The following is a 25790-nucleotide window of genomic DNA, read 5'->3' on the forward strand; positions in this document are numbered from 1 at the left end:
TTTCCTGAATTTAAAAGTGAGTATCCATAATAATTTATTAAAGGGGGAAATTTGGTTGGCCTACCGAAATCGACTAACACTTCTGGCGCTATTAGATTCCTTAATTGTATTATCGGCCATTTATGTAAGTTATTTAGTACTACATCCATATTTAGAAATATTTAAGTTAACAGCACTCTTAGTCAGCTCAGTCTCTCTATTAATTAGCCATCATATTTTTGCTTCTATTTATAAGTTGTATAAAAAAGCCTGGGAGTATGCAAGTATTGGAGAGTTAATATCCATTGTTAAAGCTGTAACCTTATCTGTTATCACAGTTATAGTTATTCAGATATTGGTTTTTCAAGATGTGTATGTAAGAGCAATGGCATTAACTTGGATGATGCACGTCATTCTTATTGGTGGTTCCCGTTTTTCGTGGAGAATGCTGCGTGACCGCTTAGTAAATAATCAAATGGAAATCAAAAATACATTGGTTATTGGGGCGGGATCGGCAGGAACCATGGTTGTTCGTCAACTTCTTAATAATCATGATATTGCACTTAAGCCGGTAGCTTTCATTGATGATGATCCGAAAAAAGATAAATTAGACATCTTAGGAATACCCGTTGTTGGCAACTCTAAACATATTCCTGAAATGGTTGAAAAATATCATATTGATAATATTGTCATTGCGATTCCTTCATTAAGTAAAAAAGAATTAAAGGTCATCTTTGATGAATGTGTGAAAACAAATGCCAAAACACAGATCATGCCGATGATTGAAGATATTATGTTAGGAAAAGTAGCTGTTAATCAATTTAAAGAAGTGGAAGTAGAAGATTTATTAGGAAGAGAACCCATTGAGTTAGATATTAATAGTATTTCGAAATATGTAACCGGTAAGACCATTCTAGTAACTGGGGCTGGTGGGTCTATTGGCTCCGAGATTTGTCGTCAAATATGCAGATTCTCTCCTGGAAAACTTATTCTACTAGGACATGGAGAAAATAGTATCTATCAAATTGATATGGAACTTAAAAAATTACATGCTGATCATATTGAAATAATACCTGTTATTGCAGATATTCAGGATCGAGAAAGAATCTTTGAAGTGATGGACAATCACAGACCAAATGTAGTATATCATGCGGCTGCACACAAACATGTTCCACTTATGGAATATAATCCACGAGAAGCTGTGAAGAATAATATTTTTGGTACAAAGAATGTTGCAGAAGCGGCAGAAACGTTTGGTGTAGGGGCGTTTGTGATGATTTCATCTGATAAGGCGGTTAATCCAACAAATGTAATGGGGTCGACAAAACGAATTGCAGAAATGATCATACAGCAGTTAGCAAAATATAGCACAACGAAATTTGTTGCCGTTCGTTTCGGAAATGTCTTAGGTAGCAGAGGGAGTGTTATCCCGTTATTTAAGAGACAAATTCAAACAGGTGGACCAGTAACAGTCACCCATCCAGATATGACGAGATACTTTATGACTATACCGGAAGCATCTAGGTTGGTTGTTCAAGCTAGTTCTTTAGCGCGTGGTGGAGAGATCTTCGTACTTGATATGGGTGAACCAGTTAAGATCGTAGATTTAGCGACAAATCTTATACAACTTTCGGGTTATACAGTTGAGGAAATTGGAATTGAATTTTCCGGAATCAGACCTGGTGAGAAGATGTATGAAGAACTATTAGGGGAGAAAGAGGTTCATAGTGAAGCTGTGTTCCCTAAGATCTTTATTGGGAAAGCAGTTTTGGAACAGGAAGAGGAAATACAGTACCTTCTAAGCGCACACGATACTCTATCTTCAATAGAACTTAAAGAATTCGTTATAAATTTAGCTAATCGAAGAAGGAACAAAACTTTCTCAGAAGTAAAATAGGATTAACTGATCATAGATTTTAACAAAGAAAAGGGCCGTTAGAGGCACGTCACTGTTTTAACTACGACCTTCCTTTGTATGATTTGACGTTGGTATGAGAATTATATGGAATTTATATTTAGTTGATTAGTAATTAATTGGATAAACCATAGTGGGACATTTAAGTGCTAATTTACTATATAACAATCAAGGAGTGTAACGGTCATGTATTTGAAGATAAAAAGATTGATAGACATCATTCTTTCAATATTGGGACTTATTATTTTATCGCCAATTTTTTTGTTTCTTATTTTAGCTATTAAATTGGACTCCAAGGGACCGGTGTTATTTAAACAAAAGCGTGTCGGTATTTATAAGACTCATTTTAATATTTTGAAATTCCGTACTATGAGAATTGATACACCTAAAGACACTCCAACTCATTTATTACAAAATCCTGAGCAATACATTACTAAGATGGGGAAATTCCTGAGAAAAACTTCACTTGATGAACTCCCGCAGATTTGGAATATATTTGTTGGACAGATGAGTATTATAGGACCAAGACCTGCGCTTTGGAATCAGTATAGTCTTATAGAAGAAAGAGATAAATACGGTGCTAATGATGTACCACCTGGGTTGACGGGCTGGGCGCAGATTAATGGTAGGGATGAACTACCTATTGATATAAAGGCGAAGCTGGATGGGGCATACGTTGAAAAGTTAAGTTTTTGGATGGATGTTAAGTGTTTCTTTGGAACCATATTAAGTGTTGTTAAGAGTGATGGTGTTATCGAAGGTGGAACAGGAAGAATGGGAAAAAAGGAAGTAGCGAGTACTAAGGAGACTACAACAAAATGAAAAAAATATTGATAACAGGATCAAGAAGCTATGTAGGAATAAGTCTTAAGAAATGGCTTAGAAACTATCCTGGTAAATATTCAATAGATTCCATAAGTTTAAGAAACGATTTATGGAAGAAACAAGACTTTTCGGAGTATGATGTTGTATTGCATATGGCTGGAATAGCGCATGTTTCGTCTGATCCAAAGATGGAAGAGATGTATTATAAAGTGAACTGTGATCTCACAATTGAAACTGCTGAAAAGTCTAAAGTAGAAGGAGTAAAGCAGTTCATTTTTATGAGCAGTATGATTGTGTATGGTGATAGTACCAGTGAAAAAAGAGTTATTGATAAAAATACAGTACCTACGCCGAGTAACTTTTATGGTAATAGTAAACTGCAGGCAGAAAAAGGTATAAAACCTTTAGAAAGTGATAATTTTAAAGTTGCTATTCTTAGACCGCCAATGATTTATGGAAAAGGTTCTAAAGGTAATTTTCCCAAGCTTGCAAAAGCAGCTCAAAAACTACCTGTATTTCCTGACATCGATAATCAGAGAAGTATGCTCCATATTGATAATCTTTGTGAATTTATTAGATTCATGATAGATAATAAAGAAAGTGGACTGTTCTTTCCGCAAAATAGAGAATATGTTAAGACAAGTGAGATGGTCAAATTGATTGCAGATGTGCACGGTAAGAAAATCATACTCACAAAGTTGTTCAATCCAATACTGAAGGTTATAGGTTTTAAGTCTGAACTTATTAATAAAGTATTTGGTAACTTCAGTTATGATCAAAGTATGAGTCTCTATAAAGAGAATTACCAAATAGGGGATTTACGGAAAACCATTGAGTTGACAGAAAAATAAAAGTTGAAGGGACAGAAGGAATTGAAAAAACATATTTTAGTTATTGCGCAATACTTCTATCCTGAGCAATTTCGTATTAATGATATTTGTACTGAATGGGTTAATAGGGGATACAAAGTAACAGTTGTAACAGGAATTCCAAACTACCCACAGGGTAAATATTATGATGGATATGGGATGTTTAAGAAAAGAAAAGAAATGTATAACGGAATTGAGATTATTAGAATTCCCCTTATACCTAGGGGAAATACTTCGATAATGCTCGCTTTGAATTATCTATCTTTTGTAATATCAGGTTTCTTTTGGAAGTTATTCACTAAAATAAAAGCTGATTATGTCTTTATTTTTGAAGTATCACCGATGACACAAGCCTTGCCTGGTGTATGGTATGCGAAAAAAGAAAAAATACCATGTTACTTATACGTGCAGGATCTCTGGCCTGAAAATGTTGAAATAATAACCGGAATCACTAATAAGCATATTATTGGTGCTATTGGAAAAATGGTTGATTATATCTATGCACGGTGTACTAAAATTTTTACAACTTCAAATAGTTTTGTAGAATCAATAGAAAAACGTAATGTTCCGAGAGAACTAATAGAATATTGGCCGCAATATGCTGAAGACTTCTATAGGCCATTAGAGAAAGAGAGTATCGCTGAAATTCCAAATGATGATGCTTTTAATTTAATATTTGCTGGTAATATTGGTAACGCACAAGGTTTAGATATTTTACCAAAAGTAGCTGTTTTGATAAAAGGGAAACAACTAAATAGAAATATTCGTTTTAACATTGTCGGAGATGGCAGGTATAAGGAAACCTTAGTTGAAATGGTTAAATCTAATAATGTCGATGATATGTTTAATTTTATTCCCAAACAACCGGCAAATAGGATTCCAGAGTTTATGGCAGCTTGCAATTCGGCTTTTTTGTGTTTGACAAATAGTCCATTATTTGCAATGACAATTCCAGCAAAGCTCCAATCCTATATGGCATGTGGAATTCCAATTATTGCATCTGCTGATGGTGAAACAAGTCAAATAATTAAAGAGTCAAATGCTGGGTTATCTAGTCCTGCTGGTGATGTACAAAAACTCACTGAGATTATTATTGAATTATCTTCTAAATCTAGCAAAGAATTAGAGCAAATAGGTTTTAATGCTAAAAACTACTATGATAAAAACTTTAATAAAGAAGAACTATTGAACAGAATGGATGAACACTTTAGAGATAACTTAAAATTGGAGGGAAAACAAATTGTTTAAGAATAAGACGCTACTAATTACAGGTGGTACAGGATCGTTTGGAAATGCGGTTATGGAAAGATTTTTGGATAGTGATATTAAAGAAATTCGTATTTTCTCACGAGATGAAAAAAAGCAAGATGATATGCGAAAGTTATATAAAAATGAAAAATTAAAGTTTTATATTGGTGACGTTAGAGATCTTGCCAGTGTGAAGAATGCTATGCATAATGTGGATTTTGTATTCCATGCTGCTGCCTTAAAACAAGTACCTTCATGTGAATTTTTCCCTCTAGAAGCAGTGAAGACTAATGTTTTAGGTACAGACAACGTTCTTACTGCTGCCATAGATTATGGAGTTAAGAAGGTAATTTGCCTTTCGACTGACAAAGCAGCCTATCCAATTAATGCAATGGGGATTTCAAAAGCAATGATGGAAAAGGTTTTTGTTGCTAAAGCAAAAACTGTTGATCCAGAAAGAACGCTTATTTGTGGAACAAGGTATGGTAATGTAATGGCCTCACGTGGTTCTGTCATACCGTTATTTATTGAACAGATAAAAAGTGGTCAACCATTAACAATTACAGATCCCAATATGACAAGGTATCTAATGAGTCTGGAAGAGGCAGTAGAGCTAGTGATATTTGCTTTCCAAAATGCAGTAGCTGGAGACATCATGGTACAAAAATCACCTGCAAGTTACATTGGAGATTTAGCTAAAGCTATTAAAGAATTATTTAAGGCAGATAATGAGATTAAGGTTATTGGTACAAGACATGGAGAAAAATTATATGAAACCCTGCTTACCAGAGAAGAATATGTAGTTGCAGAGGATTTAGGTGGTTTCTTCCGGGTCCCAGCAGATAAAAGAGATTTAAATTATGATAAATATTTTGCTGAAGGAGATAAAAAACTATCTACTGAAGAAGAATATAACTCTCATAATACGCAAATCTTAAATATTGAACAGATAAAAGAAAAACTACTTGAATTAGAGTATGTTCAAAATGAACTCAAGGATATGAAGGTACTTTCTTCAAAATAATAATAATTCATGAAGCAATTATTTCGCCTTATCCGTGTTCAGGCATTAGCTTCATCTATATATTTTCTTTTAGGTGCTTAGAAAGGTTGGTTTATATAGTGAAAATACTCGTTACAGGAGCAAATGGATTTCTAGGGAAAAATTTAATTGCAGAATTAAAAAATAAAGGCTATGTAGATATTCTTAAGGTTACGAGAGAAACTGAACCGTCTTTATTGGATACTTATACAAAAGAATGCGATTTTGTTTTTCATTTGGCGGGAGTAAACCGTCCTGACAATGAAAAAGAATTTATGCTAGGCAACTTCCATTTTACGCTGGAATTACTAGAGCTATTAAAAAAACATAATAATAAATCACCTGTGCTTATTACTTCGTCTATACAGGCTGAAAAAGATAATCCATATGGCAGAAGCAAAAAAGCTGGAGAGGATGTCTTGTTTGAATATAGTTATCAAACAGGAGCTGAAGCAATGGTATACAGACTTCCTAATTTATTTGGAAAGTGGAGTAAACCTTACTACAACACGGTTGTAGCAACGTATTGTTATAATATCGCTAGAAATATAGATATTCAAATTAACAATCGAGATGCCCAATTAACGCTCTGTTATATTGATGATATTCTAGAAGAGTTTTTAAACGCTTTAGAAGGAAATCCGACTAAAAAGAATCAATATTGCTTTGTGAAAACAACACATACTATTAAATTAGGGGATTTAGCTGAACGTATAAGAAGCTTTAAAGAAAGTAGAGTAGAGTTAAGCATTCCTAATATGGAAGACGCCTTAACGAAGAAGCTTTACAGTACATATTTAAGCTTTTTACCAGAAGACAACTTTTCCTATGATTTAAAAATGAATTGTGATCACAGAGGTTCTTTTACAGAGTTTATTAGAACTCCTGAAAGAGGACAAGTGTCAGTAAATGTATCAAAACCTGGCATTACCAAAGGAAACCACTGGCATCATACTAAAAATGAAAAATTTTTAGTAGTAAGTGGAGAAGGACTTATTAGATTTAGAAAGATAGATTCAGATGAAATTATTGAATATAGAGTAAGCGGCGAAAAGTTACAAGTTGTAGATATACCTACTGGATATACACATTCCATTGTAAATGTAGGAGAAAGCGATCTTGTAACAGTAATGTGGGTTAATGAATGTTTTGATCCAGAAAAACCAGATACAATATATTTGGAGGTATAAATTTAATGGAAAAGTTGAAAGTAATGACAATAGTAGGGACAAGACCAGAGATTATTAGATTATCAGAAGTTATTAAAGCTTGTGATAGATACTTTAACCATATTTTAGTCCACACGGGACAAAATTGGGATTATAGTCTTAATGATATCTTTTTTGAAGAACTTGGCATAAGACAGCCTAATCATTTTTTAGGAGTGGTTGGTGAAGATCTTGGTGAAACGATGGGGAATATCATCGCTGCTTCCTACAAAATTCTAAAACAAGAACAACCAGATGCTCTGTTGATTTTAGGAGATACAAATAGCTGTTTAAGTGCAGTTGCGGCAAAACGCTTAAAAATACCGATTTTCCATATGGAAGCTGGGAATCGTTGCTTTGACCAGAATGTGCCTGAAGAAATAAATAGAAAAATCGTGGACCATGTGTCTGATATTAATATGGCCTACACAGAGCACAGCAGAAGGTATCTATTATCTGAGGGAATAAGGAAAGAACATATATTTGTTACAGGTTCTCCAATGGCAGAAGTGTTGCATAAGAATATGAATAAGATAGAGAATAGTAGGGTTTTAAAAGATCTAGAACTAGAGTCAGGTAAATATATTTTAGTTTCTGCCCATAGAGAAGAAAATATTGATGATGAGAAGAACTTTTTCTCATTAATGAATGCACTTAATAATATTGCTGAAATCTATCAATTACCCATTATTTACTCTACCCATCCTAGAAGTTGGAAGAAGATAGAAGAGAGAGGGGTTAAATTTCATCCACTAGTAAGACAACTAAAGCCATTTGGATTTTTCGATTTTAACCACTTACAATTAAATTCATTTTGTGTTTTATCTGATAGCGGTACGCTTTCTGAAGAGTCAGCTATGCTTAACTTTCCTGGTGTTTTAATTAGAACTTCTACGGAACGACCAGAAGTGTTAGATAAAGGAACAGTTATTGTCGGGGGGATTACTGAGGAGGATATTGTCCAAGCAGTCGAATTAAGTAGAGCTATGTGGAGAAATGAAGAAGAAACACTTCTTGCTAATGATTATAAAGATAAGAACGTTTCAATTAAAGTAATAAAGATTATTCAGAGCTATGTGAAAATAATTAATGAAGCAGTTTGGAGAAAAAAATAGATTTCAAGTAAGGGGAAATTAAGATGGTATATTATGAAGACATTGCTTATAGAAAAGAAAAAATCTCTGTAATAGGACTAGGTTATGTCGGTATGCCGATAGCTGTGGCATTTTCTAGAGTTGCAGATGTAATAGGTTTTGATATATCTAAAGAAAAAGTGCAGCAGTATATTAACGGAGTAGATGTTACTAAAGAAGTCGGGGACAACGCGATAAAAGAAACAACGGCTCTTTTTACGTGGGATGAAGAGTTTTTAAGAGATGCTAAGTTTCATATTGTTGCTGTGCCTACTCCTATAAATAGCGATAAAACTCCTGATTTAAAACCCGTTACAGAAGCTAGTAAAACAGTTGGGAGAAATCTTACTAAAGGATCTGTGGTGGTTTTTGAATCTACAGTATATCCAGGAGTTACAGAAGATATATGTGTTCCTATTCTAGAAAAGGAATCAGGTTTAATTTGTGGAGTGGATTTTAAGGTAGGGTATTCACCTGAAAGGATTAATCCAGGAGATAAAATTCATAGACTAGAGACTATAGTAAAAGTAGTATCTGGTATGGATGAAGAAACATTAGATTTAATTGCTAGAGTATACGAAATGATTATTGAAGCAGGCGTTCATCGCGCCGAGAGTATAAAAGTAGCAGAAGCATCAAAAGTAATAGAAAACTCTCAAAGAGATATAAATATTGCATTTATGAATGAGCTTTCTATCGTTTTTAATAAAATGGGCATCGATACTAAATCTGTTTTAGAAGCTGCAGGTACTAAATGGAATTTCTTAAATTTCACTCCAGGTCTTGTAGGTGGTCACTGTATTGGAATTGATCCATATTATTTCGTATATAGAGCAGAGGATTTAGGATACCATTCTCAAATTATTCTTTCAGGAAGAAGAATAAATGACGAAATGGGGAAATACGTCGCTGAAAATACTATTAAAAAGCTTATTAAAAATGGAAAACAAGTTAAAGGGGCCAACGTTGCTATTTTTGGAATTACATTTAAAGAAAATTGTCCGGATAGTAGAAATACTAAAGTGATAGATATTATTAACGAGTTAGAAGATTATGGAGTTAATATTATAGTGGTTGATCCTGTAGCAGATAAGGATGAGGTTTTTAAAGAGTACAATATTGAATTACATCGAAAAAATGAGATTAATAATGCAGATGCAATTATATTTGCTGTACCTCATGAAGAGTTTTTAGATATTTCTTTAGAAAATTTAAAAGAAATGTATAGGAAAGACAAAACCCCGGTTGGAACATCCGGAATAGAGTTGAATGCTATAACAGATAGTTATGAAAATAATAACTTAGTATTGATAGATATAAAAGGGATATTTAATCGGAAGACTGCAGAGAATTCAAATTTTTCTTATTGGCGATTGTAAAAATAATCTTTTAATGTTTATATATTTCTCTTTATAAAGTTCATATGTTTTTTATTGAAGGATGATGCATAAGTGAAAAAAAACATTATAATAATAGGTCCGTATTTACCAGGTAAATTATATGGAGGACCTGTAAAATCAATTCTTAATATAGTAGAAGCATTGAGCACCTATTATAATTTTTATATAATTACAGGAGATAGGGATTTGAACGCTACAGAGACTTATAAAACTGTTGGAATCGGGTCATGGAATACAGTTGGAAAAGCAAATGTATTTTATATTCCAAAAGGAAAAGATTTTAATTATATAAGAAATATAATTAAAAATTTAGATTATGATTTAGTGTATACCTGTAGCTTCTTCTCAAAACATTCTGTAATAATTCAATTTCTGAAATTTTTTAATGTCATTAAAAAGCCACTAATAATAGCCCCAAGGGGAGAATTTTCACCTGGAGCTTTATCGATTAAAGATAAAAAAAGAAAATATTTTTAATGATATATAAAATACTAGGTATTCATAAGAAGGTAACTTATACAAGTACCTCTTTGTTAGATAAAAAAGATATAAACAATGTCTTTGGCGGAAATATAAAAGTATGGACAGCAGGAAATATTGTTAATAATGAAGTCGAATTAAAGGGCATTTCAAGAGAAAAAAAAATAGGAGAGTTAAAGATAGTTACTTTGTCTCGTATTTCTAAAATAAAAAACTTAGATTATTCACTAAACATTCTTAAAAAAATAGCTGAATCGTATGAGCTTCCTAATGAAATTTCTTTTGATATATATGGTCCTATAGAAGATGGAGAATACTGGGAAGAGTGCTCATCACTAATTAACAAAATAGGAAACACAATATCAATTAATTATAAAGGACCAATTGATTATAATGATGTAATCAATGTACTTTCCAAATATCATATATTTCTATTACCAACACAAGGTGAGAATTTTGGCCATGTTATACAAGAAGCTTTTTTAGCTGGCTGTCCTGTCATTATAAGTAATAAGACTCCGTGGGTAGGGTTAAAGGATCTTCAAGTGGGTTTTGATATTCCATTAGAACAACAAGATGATTATTTTAGTGCAATCAAACATTACTTATTAATGGATAGTAATGATTATAAAAACGCATCTCTTAAAGCTATAGAATATGGGATGGAAAAGGTTAGAAATCAAGGGTCTATCATGGAACATATAGAAATGTTCGATAATGAAATGAATAAATAGGAGTACATTAATGTGGACAAAAAAAAACCTAGAGTACTATTTTTAGTAAACATCCCCTCACCTTATAGAGTGAATTTTTTTAAAGAATTAGGGAAATCTTGTGAATTAACAGTTTTATTTGAAAGAGAAACTTCTCAAGAAAGAGATATGTCTTGGTATGATAATGATTTTAATAATTTTAAGGCAATATTTTTAAATGGTGTTAAATTTAAAAAGAATATGGCTATTTGTTTTAATGTTGCTAGTTATCTTAAAAAAGACCTATTTGATATAATAATTGTAGGTGGTTATAGTACACCTACAGGTATGCTTGCCATAAAAATTTTAAAACAAAGAAAAATACCCTTTATTTTAAATACTGATGGTGGGCTTATAAAAGATGATACTAAAATAAAATATGCCATAAAAAAATACTTTATTAGCAGTGCAACGTACTGGTTATGTACAGGGGAGGAAACTAAGAAGTATTTGTTATACTATGGAGCTCATGAAAAAAATATCTTCACTTACCCGTTCACATCTATTCTAGAGAAAGATGTTCTGAAAAATATAACAAAAAAAAATATGAAGAATGAATTAAAGCGAGCAACTAAATATTTCTGAAGATAAGTGTATTCTTTCTGTTGGGCGGTTTATTCACCAAAAGGGATTCGATGTCCTTTTAGAATCATGTAGGGCATTTCCTAAGAACATTGGAGTTTATATTATTGGTGGAGAACCTACTGAAGAATATATTAGATTAAAAAAAGAAATGGACCTTACAAATGTGCATTTTATTAATTTTAAATCTAAAGATGAATTAATAAAATATTATAAGGCAAGTGACCTTTTTGTATTGCCAACTCGAGGGGACGTTTGGGGATTAGTTATAAATGAAGCTATGGCTCACGGGTTACCAGTCATTACTACTGATCAATGTGTTGCTGGGATTGAACTAATAAAGAATGATGAAAATGGGTTTATAATACCAGTCAATGATAGTGGTATGCTTAAAAGGCGGATAGTTGAAATTCTAGAAAATGAACAAAATGCAGAAAAAATGTCAAGAGAAAATTTGAAGAAAATAAAAGGATACACAATTGAAAAAATGGCAGTTAAACATATTAATATTTTTAAATCTATAGTAAATAAAGGATAAAAATATGAAAATTAAGAAACCTACCTCTAAAATAGATCATGGTAATTTTAGAATTAAAAAAAATACACTTGAGTGGGTATTCATTGTATTTTTAACTTTATTTAGTTTTCTTAGCACTAGCACTCTATTAGTATCATTATTTATTTTATTAATATTCTTAAGACAAAGAGAAATAGGAGCAATAAAGATAGTTAACATTATAACTTTGCGAACCATAATTAATCCAGGAATTGCAGTCGATATTGGAAATTTACAATATCTTAAATGGATTATTTTATTTGGTTGTTCCCTTTATTTATTGCTTTCTTTTAATAAATTAGAAAAAAATGAAATTAACAAGATAAAATGGATTTTATCTCCTTTATTTTTGTTTGTCTTATATAATATTTTTGTTGCGTTAGTTTTCAGTTCGTTACCAATTGTTTCCATTTTTAAACTCCTTAGCTATGCAGTGATTTTTTCAGGCATTTTAATTGGAGTGGGATATACAATTAAAAGTTATGATTGGTTAAAATGGATGTTAACAATGTTTAAACTAATAATTATTTTTTCTTTCCTTATCATCCCTTTTCCAGTTAGCTACTTGAGGAATGGTTCTTCTTTTCAAGGAATTACTAATAATCCAAATATGTTTGGAGTCTTAGCTGTTTTATTTATTGCTATATTTCTTTCGTATTTGCAAATTAATAAAAACAAACAAAAATTATACTTATTAATATCTCTATTCCTATCTTTAATTACTTTGCTAATGATATTTCTAAGTAAATCGAGGACGGCATTGATATCATGTTTAGTATTATTATTCATCTACCTAATTTTTGTTAATTGTAATAAATTATTGAAAATAATTATTGTCAATTTTTCAGGAATAGCAGTAATTTTAATAATCTTAGGTACTAATGTAATTAATTTTCTAACTGAATTTTTGTATAAAGGACAAGAAAAAGGAAATATTCTATATTCTCGAACTAATCAAATAGAAAACACTCTTTCGAACTTTATAGATAATCCTTGGTTTGGTAATGGGTTTGCAGTTCCAGTGTTACCTTATAAATCATATATATTTAGTGCTGAATTTATAGTTGAACCAGGAAATTTAGTATTATCAGTACTTTCATATAGTGGAATTTTCGGATTTTTGTTATTTTTTTCATATATGACTAGAGTCTTTTGGGTAAATAAGAGCAACTTCAAATACAGTTGTTTTTTGCCACTTGCAACTATTCTTATTAGTATGGGTGAAATGGTATTTTTTAGCAGTAATAATATAGGAATATGGTGTTATATGTTTATTGCGCTATATGTATTAATAGACACTAGAAAACCTGAGGTTAATGAACGTTGAATAAAGTCATTTTATTAAAATAACCAATTAAAATTTGGTTATTTTTAATTTTATGAAATAGCTCCTTGTAGTGAAGAGTATGAATAAAATAGTAGTTAAGAATAATTACATATAAAAAGGTGAGGAAGTAAACCATGAAAAAGTTAGTATTTTATGCTTTTCTAGCTATCCTTAATAATTTTCTTAAAGGTAGTAGATTTTTTAGTTTAAAAAATTTTATTCTTAGAATAATAGGAATAGAGGTTGGAAAAGGAACTAAAATAGTTGGGCCACTTTATATTAATTATGTTAGTAATATAAAGATAGGAAATGAATGTTGGATAGGAAAAAACTTTACTATTGATGGTAATGGAAGTGTTACTATTGGAGACAGATGCGATTTAGCTCCGCATATTACAATAAATACTGGAGGTCATCATATAGGTGATAGCAATAGAAGAGCTGGTTTAGGATTAAGGTGTAATACAAAAATAGAAAGTGGCACCTGGATAGGGACTAGAGTAACAATTGTTAATGGAGCTGATATAGGAGAGTCGGTAGTTGTTGTCGCTGGATCTGTAGTTATAAACGATATTAAAAAAACTCTTTGGTAGCTGGGGTACCAGCAAAAATAAAGAAAGTATTGAGTTAGATTTTTATGAAATTAAAGCATAAGTTAAGACATCACTTAATAAATAGTCCTGTCATAAAAAATATTTTTGGAATGGGTTTTTTTCGAGCTCTTGGAGTACTAACAAATTTTCTTTTGATGGGACTAATCTATAGGTATTTCTCAAATGAAGTTCTAAATGGAATATGGTTAACTATTTTTTCAATACTAACATGGATAACCTTTTTTGATTTTGGAATGGGGAACAGTTTAAGGAATAAACTTACTGAATCTATATCAAAAAATGATATTACATTATCAAACATGTATATAAGTACTACTTATATTTTAATGATAGTACCAACTATAATAATTATTGTTGGAGCTACAATATCTGCTGATTTTATTGATTGGAATAAAATATTTAGCGTTAATGGTGATTTGGTTTCTAATGAATACTTGACTCTATTTATTTGTGTTGTATTTATTTTATATGCTTTAAATTTTTATTTTTCAATAATATTTGCGATTTTACATGCCATTTTTAAATCATATTTAATATCTGGCATTCAAGCATTAGTTAACGTTATAAATATTATTTTTATTTCAGTTCTATATTTAATGAAGGTTAATGATTTAATACTATTAGGTGGAATTTATATTGGAACGTCTGTTATTGTATTAGTAATTACCACAATATGGATATTTAAATTGAACAAGCAAAACTTAACTTTAAGTTTTAAGTATTTTAATAAATCCTTAATTAAAGATATAGCCAATGTAGGACTTAAGTTTTTAATATTACAATTAGCTATTATCGTCCTATTTAATACTGATAATTTTCTAATAAGTAGATATATAGGAGTTGATAAGGTGACATCTTATCAATTGGTAAATAAATTACTAAGTGTAAACACGATAATACTAGGTATTGTCCTTACTCCTATATGGACTAAAGTTATAAGAGATACAGCTGAAAATAATATTAATGAAAATAGAAAAACACTTTTTAAGCTATTAATAGTTTTCTTTTTACTTGTAATAGGAGTCCTAATTATAGGCTTTTTATCACCATTAATATTAAAAGTTTGGACAGGGTCTAATATTTTAGTTTCAAATAAATTAACAATTTTCATGGTGATTTTTACAATTATTCATATGTGGTGCAATATATTCCAGGTGATTTTAAATGGACTAAGTAAGTTAAATATTCAAATGATTTGTTATGGGATAGTCGCAGTTATTAATATTCCAATATCTGTTTATCTTGTTCAACACACGGATTTGGGCGTAGTTGCTATTATTCTTGGAACTATTTTTTCGTTAGTGGTTCCTGGTATTATATTACCTATTTATACGATTAGGTACTTTACTAAAATTTAGTTGTTTTTAGAATGGATAGTTCAAAATCTGCATTAAAATATAAATATATATGTTAATGCAGATTTTGTGGTTCATTCTAAAATAAAATAATTTCTAATTGAAAGGGTGTTGTTATTTTTTGAAATGATACGATAAATTCTTCTTTTGAAATCATAAAATGAAAGGAATAAGACATGAATGATAATTTTAAACTCAATTTGAATTTATTTCCTAAGGAATTAAGGGTATTACTTGAAATTCTAAAGACAGAAAGTAATGAAATTTTCCTTCTAAATAAGAAGGAATTATTTATAGATATTAATTGGGGACGATTTCTTCATTTAGCGAGACATCATCGTGTTTATCCGTTAATTTATACTAAATTAAAAATGATTGATGGAAACTTGATTCCTTCACAAGTTATACAAACATTGTATCAAGAATATAAAAAGAATACCCTTCAAATGCTTCTTTTAAGTGGAGAAATGGAAAAAATAAGTAGATTATTTACTGAAAATCAGATTCGTCTACTTTTTTTGAAAGGCCCAGTAATTGTCGCGGACCTTTATGGAGCAATATCCCTACGCACCTCCAAAGACTTAGATATTCTCATTCCTAAATATAATCTAGAAAGAGCAGAAGAACTTCTTTTGAATGATGGTTACGAAAGAGAAGAGGGTACAACAATATTAAACGAGCGGAAATGGAGGGAACATCACGTATCTTATTTCCATCCTGAAAGAAAAATCCAACTTGAGATTCATTGGAGGCTACAACCATATCCATCTAAGGAACCGTCCTTTGACGATTTATGGGATAGGAATAGGATTAGTGAACTTACGAACTATCCAATTTATTTCTTGGGAGAAGAGGATTTATTTTTGTATCTTGTTTCACATGGTTCACGTCATCTTTGGTTTCGTCTCAGATGGTTGGTTGATATTGATAAAATGTTAAGAAAATGTAAAACAATTAGAATCAATAACTTATTAACGTCAGAATACCAAAAACAATATATTACTGGACAAGTACTTATTTTGGCATCTCAACTTTTAAATACACCCATCAATGAAGATATGAAAAAATTAATGGAAACTAACCGCGCGAAAAGATTAGCACAAATGGCAATATTTTATATAAATGATTCGGAGCATTTACATAAAACAGTTCCTAAAGATTTTTTCGGACATAAGTGCTATAACCGTTTTCTCCATGTGAACTCTAATATTCAGAAGTCTCTATTTGTTAATAGATATCTTTTATCATCACAGACTAATTCAGAAATACTTTTCTATATCGTTAAAGTATTTTATCCTAGTTCTGCAGATGCACATACATTGAGGTTGCCTAAACCACTTCATTTTTTATATTTTCCGTTACGTCCATTTTTATTTGGTTGGAGAAAGATAAAGAAATCTTAGAATTTTTCTCCTTAGGGCATATAGAAAGTTTTCATGGTTCTAATCATAGGAGAGAATCCTTTAAGATTGAAATGTGAAAAAATATTTGGTGAAATAAATGTTGTAATTATCAGATTTTTCTGTTTGCATGACTATGACTTTTCATATTTTCATAAGTATTTTTTTAGATGACTGATTTGAAGCCCATACTCACAATTTGCCAATCCTTTATAGCTGGCTATCCTGGTTGTATTCCAACTTGTTTAGTTACTAGTCTGCGATTGGCTTTCCTAATTCTCGAAGGATATTTTTCAATAAACTTATATTTGTTAGAAGTTAAATAAATCAAGAGTATTTTATAGACCTAGTACATTAACCAATCAATTTAGGAAAAGCTGTAAGCAATTCTAATGAAATAAGAGCATGAGTAACTTCAGTGGAGTTTATTCATGGTTCAAAATATTGTATGTCTTCATAAAGTGTTAAATTAAAGAGGATACCTTGATTCTCTTTCTTTTAATATCCTTTCAATTGTTTGAATTTCAACAAGAAAATGATAGAAAATTTATATTCTTTTAGTACCGAAAGCTTGATGGGCTTTATAGTAGAAAGAAAAAAGGCTATTTTCTAATAACAGTTTCTTTATCCCTCATTTTTTAATAAGGTGTAATTCTTGGATGATAGTTTAATACCTTCAATTTTCTCGAGGAATCAAAGGTTTATTACTTCTTTCTACTTATTTTGAATCCATTTTTCCCGAATTCCTTATTACCACTATGTTTTTAGGGTTGGATTTGATTTTCCTTCTTCCGAATATACTTGGTTAAGAACACAATTTAGAATACCTTCATTGCAATATATTTACGTAGTGGTCGTGATGCACTTATTATTATATATTCGGATTGAGTGAGTAGGATGCTAGGTGCAAAATTAGCACTGGAAAATTTCAGGATTAACGTACCATTTATTTAATGAACAAATGTGTAACGTTAATTATTACTAGGGGTGTCATACAGTGAAACGAAGAATGTTCTTACAGAATTTTTTAATTTTTATTTTTGCTTTCATTTTTGGGTATACAGTAAAAAAAGATGATGAAAATATGGTATTACAAAAGGTTGAATCGAATACTGGTAATAATAGAAAGAAAATGCTGAACGAAGTTTCCGATAGAGGCATTTCATTAAGTAGATTTGGAGCAGTAGGTGATGGTAAAGCTGATGATAGCGATGCTATTGAAGTCGCATTAAATTATGTGAAAAATATTAACGGAAAATTGGTTAGTGATCCCCAAAAAACATATCTTGTAAAAAGATTAATTAATATTGATACGACAGGTGTAAAGCACCTACATTGGAATATGATGGGTTCGACTATAGACTTTGGTAGTGGTGGGAGTATTATTCTTGGATCAAAAAGCAGTACACCTTTTAAAACAACTACACTGGTTAGCGATTTAAAAAGAAAGAAAACTAACTTCACAGTAAGAGATGTAACAGGGGTAGAGAAGGGTGATTTGGTTTCCATTCAGTCGCCTGTAAATTGGGTTAAAGGGATACCTTTAATTCAATATTATACAATCGGAGATATTGATGGAAATACTATATACGTAAATGGTTTAATAGTTGGAGACATTTCAGAAGAACAGAAAGTATCTGCGTCTGTTAAAGGGGACATTATTGTTTCTTTCTTTAAATTAGCAAAACGATTAACTGTTAAAAACGGTACATTAAAATCTTCTAATCGGGATGATGAAGGAACGTTACTATCTATAAGAGGTCAAGATGGGTATCTTATAGAAGATATAGAAGTCCAACATTCAAAACGTAACGGAATATACATACAATACTCAGGAAGCGGTCTTGTTAAAGATTGTAGATTGAAAGATCATGGATATGTTACGAAAGACCAAGGATATGTTAATACCCTTTTTTCACCAAATAGTCTAAGCTTTGGATATGGAATTATAGTAGCACATAACTATTTAACCCATATTATTAATTGTCATTCTTTTTCGGGCTGGCATGGGTTTGATGTTGCCAGAGGTCAAACTGTTGTTATTTATCAGGATTGTGTAATTCATAAAGATGCTTTTGGTTTCTCTGCACACGAGGGTGCATGGGATATGAGAGTTATAGACTGCCAAGTTTTGGGGGGATTAGGAGTAACATCACGTGCTGCTGAATTAACTGTTTCAGGATGTCATTTTAAAACAAGTATAGGACCTGCAATTACCGGAAACGGATCACACCACACATTATTGATTAAACATAATGTGTTTGATGTTAGTACACCCGATAATAGAGCAAACGTTTTCTATCTGAATGAACCTTTCCCTGAATATTGTTACAGCCAAGATATGTCAGTTTCAGATGTATCACAAAATACAATTATAGGACTTTGTAACACATCTAGATTATTTGTAAGAGGATTGATAATATTTGCAGATAACACAATAACCTCTTTACCAATAAATGATGGCTCTATAATTATTAAATCGATAGTAAGTAGTGATAAGGTTGCAATTATTAACAATAATAGATTTATCGGTACAGGAATGCAGCATAACTTACAGCTTTCAAATTTTGATAAGATTACTGTTTCACATAATCACAGGGAAGGTCCTATTGGTCTAGTATATAAATCTGCAGTTATTGCTTTAGATGGAATAAATCCCGATATTGTTATTACTGATAATAATTTTTCCAATATCGCATTTGCCATACATGTGTTGGGGGGATCCTCAACAATTAATTTAATTCAAGGTAACAAAGTTATTAATGGACAGTTATTATTAGCATCAGCTAAAACTTCTATAAAAAATGCTATTGGAAATATAACTAATCAATCAACGATAGTGTCGGGTCAAGTTAACGTTACGCAAAGTATAAATAATGTGGTTATATCGATGTAATGTCTACATGAATTAATAGGAACATTAAAATGAGGGGACTTTAAACATCCACTTTCTACCCACTTAACCCGCACATTTATCATAGTCTTTTCGATAACTAAAATTTACCAAAAAAGTGATTAATATTTTGTTCATTATGCCAGAGAATTTTTTTAATCTCATACAAATTTTTGAATAGATCAAAAATATTTTCTAAAAGGAAGAAAGCAAAAAGTTTTATCTGTGATTATAAATGTACTGAGATGATAGATTATGTGTAATATGTGTTCAAATATGAACTCTAAGAGAAGTGGATTAACCTCTGAAGTCATGGACGAGATTTCCATTAAATCTAGGGCAAGTTCAAAAGTACAATTCCATCAGGAATATTTTTTTGGTTTTAATTAGAAATTACACTTAATATCAGGGGAAAATATATATTCCCAACTTCTTTTAAGAATTCCAAAGGAGAAAGGAACTACAATCTGTGGACGCCAAGCCAGTAGGATTTTTGTGTACCCGCTCTTTTTCTGTTTGATGCAATCCTAAATAAGGTTCTAGCTTTACATGAACATTTGATTTTCCAGTTAAATAGGTTGTTGCGCTAGGATTCTTGCTTGCTCATTATAGATTTTATTTTGATTATGTAATGTCACTGTCAGGGACGAAATATTTTTTTCCCTAAGTATGAGATGAAATAATCCAGCCTTTTTTTCGAATTTCACAATGAATAGTTGGGAAGAGTGACTTAGTTCCCAAAGTCTAAAGTGATTTTTTTCGTGTTGTAGCCGTTGAACTGATTGTTCTTTAATCGTTTGATTTATGAACTAGCCATATACTACGGAAATAATTAGTTTAAAGCGGGTTTAATGTAGTTTTTCTTTGGGAGAAATTATTTTACAAAAATAACTTTTCTTTCCATTTATATTGTTTTGAGGTCGATGAGGTTTACACAAAAGTTCAGTTGTAAGAAATCTCAACTGGACTTTTTTCATATTGTCATAGAGTATCTATTCAAGCAGTCCATGTAATGGCATTCATATGACATTTCATCAGTGTTTCTAATTTCATATCCGTTGTAAACGTCACCTATTTCATTCTGGAATAACTCAAAATTGAGAAAAGAATTTAGTTACTAAAATACGAAAAGATCGCACAAAAAATGAGCCACATGATATCTTGTTCTAAAATCCGCTCTTATGATAGATAGGGAGAAGGATTTTCTTAAAAGTAAATTACCCCGAAATTTGGTTTTCCCACTGCAAGGTGAATTTTTCTTTAGGAAAAAACAGCTTAAACAACCCTATGCAAAATATTATATGGGGCGAAAGAGTATTCTTCAAAGACAAAATGGGTTATTCAGATTATGTATCAATGGCAAGAGGATTACCATATATGCGAAAGTATATCTTCTTAAAAATAGGTATATAGGACACTTTGTCCATCTATTTGAATTCTAGAGTGGTAGTTTATGGATTATCATCCAATTTATACATATGATCTAATGCTTTAATTCCTACAAGATGTAGTTAAAAGGGCGAATGTTTGCGACTTTATAAGTCGAAATGTAAATTGTTTATTCAACAACTTCTGCTGAAGTATTTTCTACTGCCACATGCGAGAAGGTTAACTATTTGGTGTAAAGCTGTAAGGGCAGTTTAAGAAATTGATAAACAAAATGTCAAGGTTAACATAGATGAACTAACAACATCTTTTCTAAGTGAAAGTTTTGGTTGAAACTCTTTCCCAAAACAAGACTGAATAAAGCATTAACTTTTTGATAAATAATTCTCGGCTTATAGTAAGAAACTACGGTACAGGATAATTTACTTTATAGAATAGGGGAGTCCCTATATTACGACATCAAACTATATATTAAAGTGTTAATATTAATATACAAACTGCATTAATAGCTAAGTCTATGATGAATATGCTTATGGTTTAATGATATTGATTGTTGTTTTAGCTCTAATGAGTCTCCTGTTAAGATTTATGATGTCAGAATTATTAATAAATAAAGTAAATAGTATTGAACTTTTTTGGAGGGAAAAGGAATAATGGTGGAGAACATAGATTATGAGGGCTCAGAAATACTCAAAATTCATTTGTATATAAACATTTAATATTCGAAAAATAATTGACATAGGAATAAATGGATGGTAAATTTAGCATATATAATTCGTTATAAAGAACGGAAAGTTCGTAAAAAAGTACAAAGCTACAAGATCAGTTCATAAATATATGCCGCTTAGCTAATAGTGCAAAAGAAAATAAGCCAGTGGATGTCTAAATTTTAGAGTATAGCCAATCGAACATTTAGGTATTTTAAACTAAAATGAGATTACTAATAAATAATAAAGAGAGCGAAATAAATCACTGAAGTAAAGACACAAGTACAAAGCAGCAGTTACTTAGTTGATGAAGAAAGGGATGTTTTTAATGCCTCTATTTCAAATGAGAGAAATATGGACACCCTTAAAATTAGTTGGGGTTAAGTTTTTTAGGTCAGATGATAAAAGTATTTTCATCAAGGTTTTTAACAAACATCGAAGGAAGATAAAGTAATATGTTTCAAATACTATAGGATATGTAACTAGTAGGTTGTGGTGGGTATCAATAAAAACATTGGGTACATCTAACTTGTGCTACTACTACTTTAAAATAATAGAAATCTAGAACGAGTAGAATATATTAGTACGCTATGAAATTTATATACATAACAAAGTAAGCAGGGGGAAAACATGAGTGCTATAACCGGTATTTATCATATGAATGAAGAGCCTGTAAATCTCCAGTATGGTCGTAATCTAATGACGGCTTTACAGAAATACCCTGCTGATTCTATCCAAATATGGCATTCAGAAAAGGTTTTTCTAGGTTGCCACGCTCAATGGATTACTCCTGAATCTGTAGGTGAACAGCTTCCGTTCCACGATTCTGAAAGGCAATGTACAATTACCGCTGACGCTATTATTGATAATCGTGAAGAATTATTCGACAAACTACATATTAGTAAAATAGATAGAAGTATTTTAACTGATAGTCAACTTATTCTATTAAGTTATCAAAAATGGGGTGAAGAAACTCCTAAGCATTTAATCGGTGACTTTGCATTTATGATTTGGGATCAGAAAAAAAGAAAGTTATTTGGGGCAAGAGATTTCGCAGGGAGTAGAACGCTTTATTATCACAAAAATCATGAGAAGTTTACTTTTTGTACAACTATTGAACCTCTTCTTAAATTACCATATATCGAAAAAAAACTGAATGAGCAGTGGTTAGCGGAGTTTTTAGCAATACCAGGGATGAATGATACTGTAGATGCTTTTTCAACAGTCTATAAAAATATAGATCAAATACCTCCCTCCCATACAATATCAATAGTAGAAAATAAAGTAATGCTTTCGAGATATTGTTCCGTAGTAGATAGTGAGAAATTGCACTTGAAATCAAATAACGAATATGAAGAGGCTTTTAGAGATGTTTTTCAAAGAGCAGCTACTTCGAGATTACGGACACACCGTAAAGTGGGAGCCAATTTAAGCGGTGGATTGGATTCAGGATCGGTTGTCAGCTTTGCTGCAAATACCCTCCGAAACCAAAACAAAAAATTATATACCTTTAGCTCTATCCCTATTGATGAATTTGATGATTGGACCCCAAAACAACGATTAGCAGATGAGAGTCCACTTATTAAATCTACAGTTAATCATGTTGGAAATATCAATGCTAAGTATTTAAAGTTTGAAGGCCAAAGCTCATTATCAGTACTAGATGATTGGCTAGAAATAATGGAAATGCCCTATAAGTTTTTTGAAAATTCTGTCTGGGTGAAGGGGATATATGAAGAGGCTAACAAGCTTGGAATAGGAGTATTGTTAAACGGTGCAAGGGGAAATTTTACAATTTCTTGGGGACCGACTTTTGATTACTATGCCTTATTATTAAGAAAAATGAGATGGATCCGCCTTTATCATGAAGTAAAGTCTTATAGCGAAAATATGGGAGTAAAAAGATCGAGAGTAATGAAAGTGATTGGAAAAAAGGCTTATCCTTTTCATCCTAATATCAAAGCAAATAATCAAGATGATTCGCCATTATTAATTAATGATGATTTTGCTCGGAGAACTAAAGTTTTTTCTAAACTAGAGGAACAAGGAATCAATATAATGGGCGTTAATCCTACAAATATTAATGAGATTAGGAAAAATCACTTTGGTTATCTGAATATGTGGAATACAACGGGAACAAGTGGAACTAAATTATCCTTGCTGTATTCATTACAGGGACATGACCCTACGAATGATTTACGAGTTATTCAATTTTGTTTATCCCTTCCTTTGGAACAATTTGTGCAGAATGGTTTAGATCGATCACTCATTAGACGATCCACAAAAGGGTATTTGCCTGATGACATTAGATTAAACCAGAAAACTCGGGGAGTTCAGGGTGCAGATACCATTGCTAGAATGCTCCCAAACTGGAATGCATTTATTGGTGAAGTGGAACAGCTTAGTCAGGATCCGTTTATAGCTAATTTTTTGAATATGGGAGCAATTAAGAAGGCGCTTAACAAGTTTCGCACAGAACCCCAGCCTAATGTTGCATTTGATTCTGAATTTAGAATTTTAATGAGAGGTTTAATTGTTTATCGTTTTCTTAAAAGGCAATGTTTATGATGATGGTTGAAATAAGAGAATCAACCATATAGTTTAACAGAGCCTATTAAATAACCTCATTGAAGGGAGGTGACAAAAATGAAAAAAGAATGGCAAACTCCAAAATTAGAAGTACTTAACATTAACATGACTATGGGAGGTCCTGGTATAACCATCCCTGATGGTGTGCAGAATGATCCAGATGAAATGGTTCACCATAGTTAATTAAAGATTTGATTGTTTTCCCCTAGTAATAACTGCTCTTATACAATTTTTAAGGTATAAGGGCTTTGATTAATTTTTCTAGTATTTGGAGTGAAAGAGATGGTAGAGATTGTACAAAATTTAGGTTATAGAGCTTTCGGATTGAACCTTTTTAGTGAAATACCCCTTCCTGAAGTACCCAGATTCGGAATTTCCAAGGACTTGACCGATGTGGAAATTGAATACGGGGATTTATCAGAGCTTTGGGAGAAGCAAGTTCTTTTGCCAAAACAAAAATATGTTGTTGAGGATCATATGGTTATGTTTCAAGTTCCCGGCATTGCCATATTTAAGATTCAAGAAGGAAAGAAAATTACCGTTTCACCTATATCAAATTCTGATGAGGATCATATTCGACTATATATTCTTGGAACATGTATGGGGATTATCTTACTTCAGAAAAAAGTGATACCTTTACATGGAAGTGCAGTAAATATCAATGGGAAGGCATATGCGTTCGTTGGTGATTCAGGAGCTGGAAAATCAACACTTGCTGCCGCTTTTTTAAAAGAAGGATTTCAGCTTTTAAGTGATGATATTCTGCCAATTTCTCTTTCAAAAGAAAATATACCCTTTATAACACCCACATACCCTCAACAAAAACTTTGGCAAGAAAGTTTGAATGCATTTGGAATGGATAATCTAGATTACCAGCCTTTGTTTGAAAGGGAAACAAAATACGCTATTCCAATTACCTCTAGCTTTTCAAATGAACCCTTACCTCTAGTAGGTGTGTTTGAATTAGTAAAAACAGAACATGGAGAAGTTACCATTCAAAAACTAAATCAATTAGAACGATTCCGAACTTTGTATTATCATACTTATCGAAATTTTCTGGTTCCCCGGTTAGGCTTGATGGAGTGGCATTTTACTGAATCAGTCAATATTATAAAAAAATTCAAATGTATCAATTACAACGACCTAACACAGGTTTTACAGTAAATCATCTTGTATCTCAAATATTAGAAAATATAAACGAGGAGGATTCTTTATTTTGAAAACACAACAAATTACGTTAGAAAAAGCAATTGTACAAAGGGAGGGTAACATCGTAAGTGATATGGATGGAGAAAAAGTGATGTTAAGCGTTCACAAAGGTAAGTATTATAATTTAGGGGAATTGGGTGGAGAGATATGGGAGCTAATGAAGGAGCCCATTACGATTCATGATTTAGTTACAACATTACAGTCTCAATATGATGTAACTCAAACCGAGTGTGAGGAACAAGTCACTGCTTTTTTAAGTCAATTGTTAGAGCAAGACTTAGTTAATATAAAAGAAAGCATCAATTCCTAGTATCATGAATG

At 31.5% G+C, this 25790-nt stretch carries 20 protein-coding genes and 1 pseudogene; all 21 read left to right on the top strand.

Features of this window, described 5'->3' with window-relative positions:
* The first annotated feature begins 55 nt into the window (after positions 1-55).
* The 21 genes and pseudogenes from JFU50_RS18050 to JFU50_RS18150 all read left to right on the top strand — a co-directional run bounded on the left by JFU50_RS18050 (position 56) and on the right by JFU50_RS18150 (position 25779).
* Positions 56-1876, top strand: coding sequence for a polysaccharide biosynthesis protein (locus JFU50_RS18050; RefSeq protein WP_201223543.1), 1821 nt, complete (start codon positions 56-58; stop codon positions 1874-1876).
* Between the two features lie 204 nt (positions 1877-2080).
* Positions 2081-2716, top strand: a complete 636-nt coding sequence (locus JFU50_RS18055; RefSeq protein ID WP_201223545.1) for a sugar transferase — start codon at positions 2081-2083, stop codon at positions 2714-2716.
* Complete coding sequence (locus tag JFU50_RS18060; RefSeq protein WP_201223547.1) at positions 2713-3570, top strand: NAD-dependent epimerase/dehydratase family protein; 858 nt, start codon at positions 2713-2715, stop codon at positions 3568-3570. The genes JFU50_RS18055 and JFU50_RS18060 overlap by 4 nt, the downstream gene beginning before the upstream one ends.
* Before the next feature lie 21 nt (positions 3571-3591).
* A complete protein-coding gene (locus JFU50_RS18065) occupies positions 3592-4836 on the top strand; it encodes a glycosyltransferase family 4 protein (protein WP_201223549.1) in 1245 nt (414 codons plus the stop codon).
* On the top strand, positions 4829-5860 hold the full coding sequence (locus tag JFU50_RS18070; protein WP_201223551.1) for a polysaccharide biosynthesis protein: 1032 nt from the start codon (positions 4829-4831) through the stop codon (positions 5858-5860). The genes JFU50_RS18065 and JFU50_RS18070 overlap by 8 nt, the downstream gene beginning before the upstream one ends.
* Positions 5861-5958: 98 nt before the next feature.
* Positions 5959-7068, top strand: a complete 1110-nt coding sequence (locus tag JFU50_RS18075; protein ID WP_201223553.1) for a polysaccharide biosynthesis C-terminal domain-containing protein — start codon at positions 5959-5961, stop codon at positions 7066-7068.
* Between the two features lie 5 nt (positions 7069-7073).
* On the top strand, positions 7074-8201 hold the full coding sequence (gene wecB, locus JFU50_RS18080; RefSeq protein WP_201223555.1) for a non-hydrolyzing UDP-N-acetylglucosamine 2-epimerase: 1128 nt from the start codon (positions 7074-7076) through the stop codon (positions 8199-8201).
* A 23-nt stretch (positions 8202-8224) separates the two neighbouring features.
* Positions 8225-9598: a nucleotide sugar dehydrogenase gene (locus JFU50_RS18085; RefSeq protein ID WP_201223557.1), complete on the top strand. Its 1374-nt coding sequence runs from the start codon at positions 8225-8227 to the stop codon at positions 9596-9598.
* Between the two features lie 72 nt (positions 9599-9670).
* Positions 9671-10096, top strand: coding sequence for a hypothetical protein (locus JFU50_RS18090; protein ID WP_201223559.1), 426 nt, complete (start codon positions 9671-9673; stop codon positions 10094-10096).
* 53 nt (positions 10097-10149) lie between these two features.
* Positions 10150-10833: a glycosyltransferase gene (locus tag JFU50_RS18095; RefSeq protein WP_207198809.1), complete on the top strand. Its 684-nt coding sequence runs from the start codon at positions 10150-10152 to the stop codon at positions 10831-10833.
* Between the two features lie 12 nt (positions 10834-10845).
* Positions 10846-11436, top strand: coding sequence for a hypothetical protein (locus JFU50_RS18100; RefSeq protein ID WP_201223564.1), 591 nt, complete (start codon positions 10846-10848; stop codon positions 11434-11436).
* A gap of 31 nt (positions 11437-11467) precedes the next feature.
* A complete protein-coding gene (locus JFU50_RS18105) occupies positions 11468-11971 on the top strand; it encodes a glycosyltransferase family 4 protein (RefSeq protein ID WP_342366355.1) in 504 nt (167 codons plus the stop codon).
* A 4-nt stretch (positions 11972-11975) separates the two neighbouring features.
* Positions 11976-13316, top strand: coding sequence for an O-antigen ligase family protein (locus JFU50_RS18110; RefSeq protein ID WP_201223566.1), 1341 nt, complete (start codon positions 11976-11978; stop codon positions 13314-13316).
* A 134-nt stretch (positions 13317-13450) separates the two neighbouring features.
* Complete coding sequence (locus JFU50_RS18115; RefSeq protein WP_201223568.1) at positions 13451-13909, top strand: acyltransferase; 459 nt, start codon at positions 13451-13453, stop codon at positions 13907-13909.
* 44 nt (positions 13910-13953) lie between these two features.
* Positions 13954-15288: a lipopolysaccharide biosynthesis protein gene (locus tag JFU50_RS18120; RefSeq protein ID WP_201223570.1), complete on the top strand. Its 1335-nt coding sequence runs from the start codon at positions 13954-13956 to the stop codon at positions 15286-15288.
* A gap of 173 nt (positions 15289-15461) precedes the next feature.
* Positions 15462-16688 (top strand): nucleotidyltransferase domain-containing protein, encoded by a 1227-nt coding sequence (locus JFU50_RS18125; protein ID WP_201223572.1) that lies wholly within the window; start codon positions 15462-15464, stop codon positions 16686-16688.
* A gap of 994 nt (positions 16689-17682) precedes the next feature.
* A complete protein-coding gene (locus JFU50_RS18130; RefSeq protein ID WP_201223574.1) occupies positions 17683-19581 on the top strand; it encodes a right-handed parallel beta-helix repeat-containing protein in 1899 nt (632 codons plus the stop codon).
* A gap of 2720 nt (positions 19582-22301) precedes the next feature.
* A complete protein-coding gene (locus JFU50_RS18135) occupies positions 22302-24239 on the top strand; it encodes an asparagine synthase-related protein (RefSeq protein ID WP_201223576.1) in 1938 nt (645 codons plus the stop codon).
* Positions 24240-24317: 78 nt separating this feature from the next.
* A complete protein-coding gene (locus JFU50_RS18140; protein ID WP_141521422.1) occupies positions 24318-24443 on the top strand; it encodes a paeninodin family lasso peptide in 126 nt (41 codons plus the stop codon).
* A 99-nt stretch (positions 24444-24542) separates the two neighbouring features.
* A pseudogene (locus JFU50_RS18145) lies at positions 24543-25480 on the top strand (aldolase).
* Positions 25474-25779, top strand: a complete 306-nt coding sequence (locus JFU50_RS18150) for a lasso peptide biosynthesis PqqD family chaperone (protein WP_201225120.1) — start codon at positions 25474-25476, stop codon at positions 25777-25779. Before JFU50_RS18145 ends, JFU50_RS18150 begins: the two are co-directional and overlap by 7 nt.
* Positions 25780-25790 lie beyond the last annotated feature (11 nt).

It is taken from the genome of Peribacillus sp. TH14, from assembly GCF_016651145.1.
In the GTDB taxonomy this organism is placed as follows: domain Bacteria; phylum Bacillota; class Bacilli; order Bacillales; family DSM-1321; genus Peribacillus; species Peribacillus butanolivorans.

Bases quoted from the DNA above. Each gene is read 5' to 3' on its own strand.
- JFU50_RS18055 (WP_201223545.1), top strand. From the start codon at position 2,081: ATGTATTTGAAGATAAAAAGATTGATAGACATCATTCTTTCAATATTG.
- JFU50_RS18060 (WP_201223547.1), top strand. From the start codon at position 2,713: ATGAAAAAAATATTGATAACAGGATCAAGAAGCTATGTAGGAATAAGT.
- wecB (WP_201223555.1), top strand. From the start codon at position 7,074: ATGGAAAAGTTGAAAGTAATGACAATAGTAGGGACAAGACCAGAGATT.
- JFU50_RS18085 (WP_201223557.1), top strand. From the start codon at position 8,225: ATGGTATATTATGAAGACATTGCTTATAGAAAAGAAAAAATCTCTGTA.
- JFU50_RS18110 (WP_201223566.1), top strand. From the start codon at position 11,976: ATGAAAATTAAGAAACCTACCTCTAAAATAGATCATGGTAATTTTAGA.
- JFU50_RS18115 (WP_201223568.1), top strand. From the start codon at position 13,451: ATGAAAAAGTTAGTATTTTATGCTTTTCTAGCTATCCTTAATAATTTT.
- JFU50_RS18120 (WP_201223570.1), top strand. From the start codon at position 13,954: ATGAAATTAAAGCATAAGTTAAGACATCACTTAATAAATAGTCCTGTC.
- JFU50_RS18125 (WP_201223572.1), top strand. From the start codon at position 15,462: ATGAATGATAATTTTAAACTCAATTTGAATTTATTTCCTAAGGAATTA.
- JFU50_RS18135 (WP_201223576.1), top strand. From the start codon at position 22,302: ATGAGTGCTATAACCGGTATTTATCATATGAATGAAGAGCCTGTAAAT.
- JFU50_RS18140 (WP_141521422.1), top strand. From the start codon at position 24,318: ATGAAAAAAGAATGGCAAACTCCAAAATTAGAAGTACTTAACATTAAC.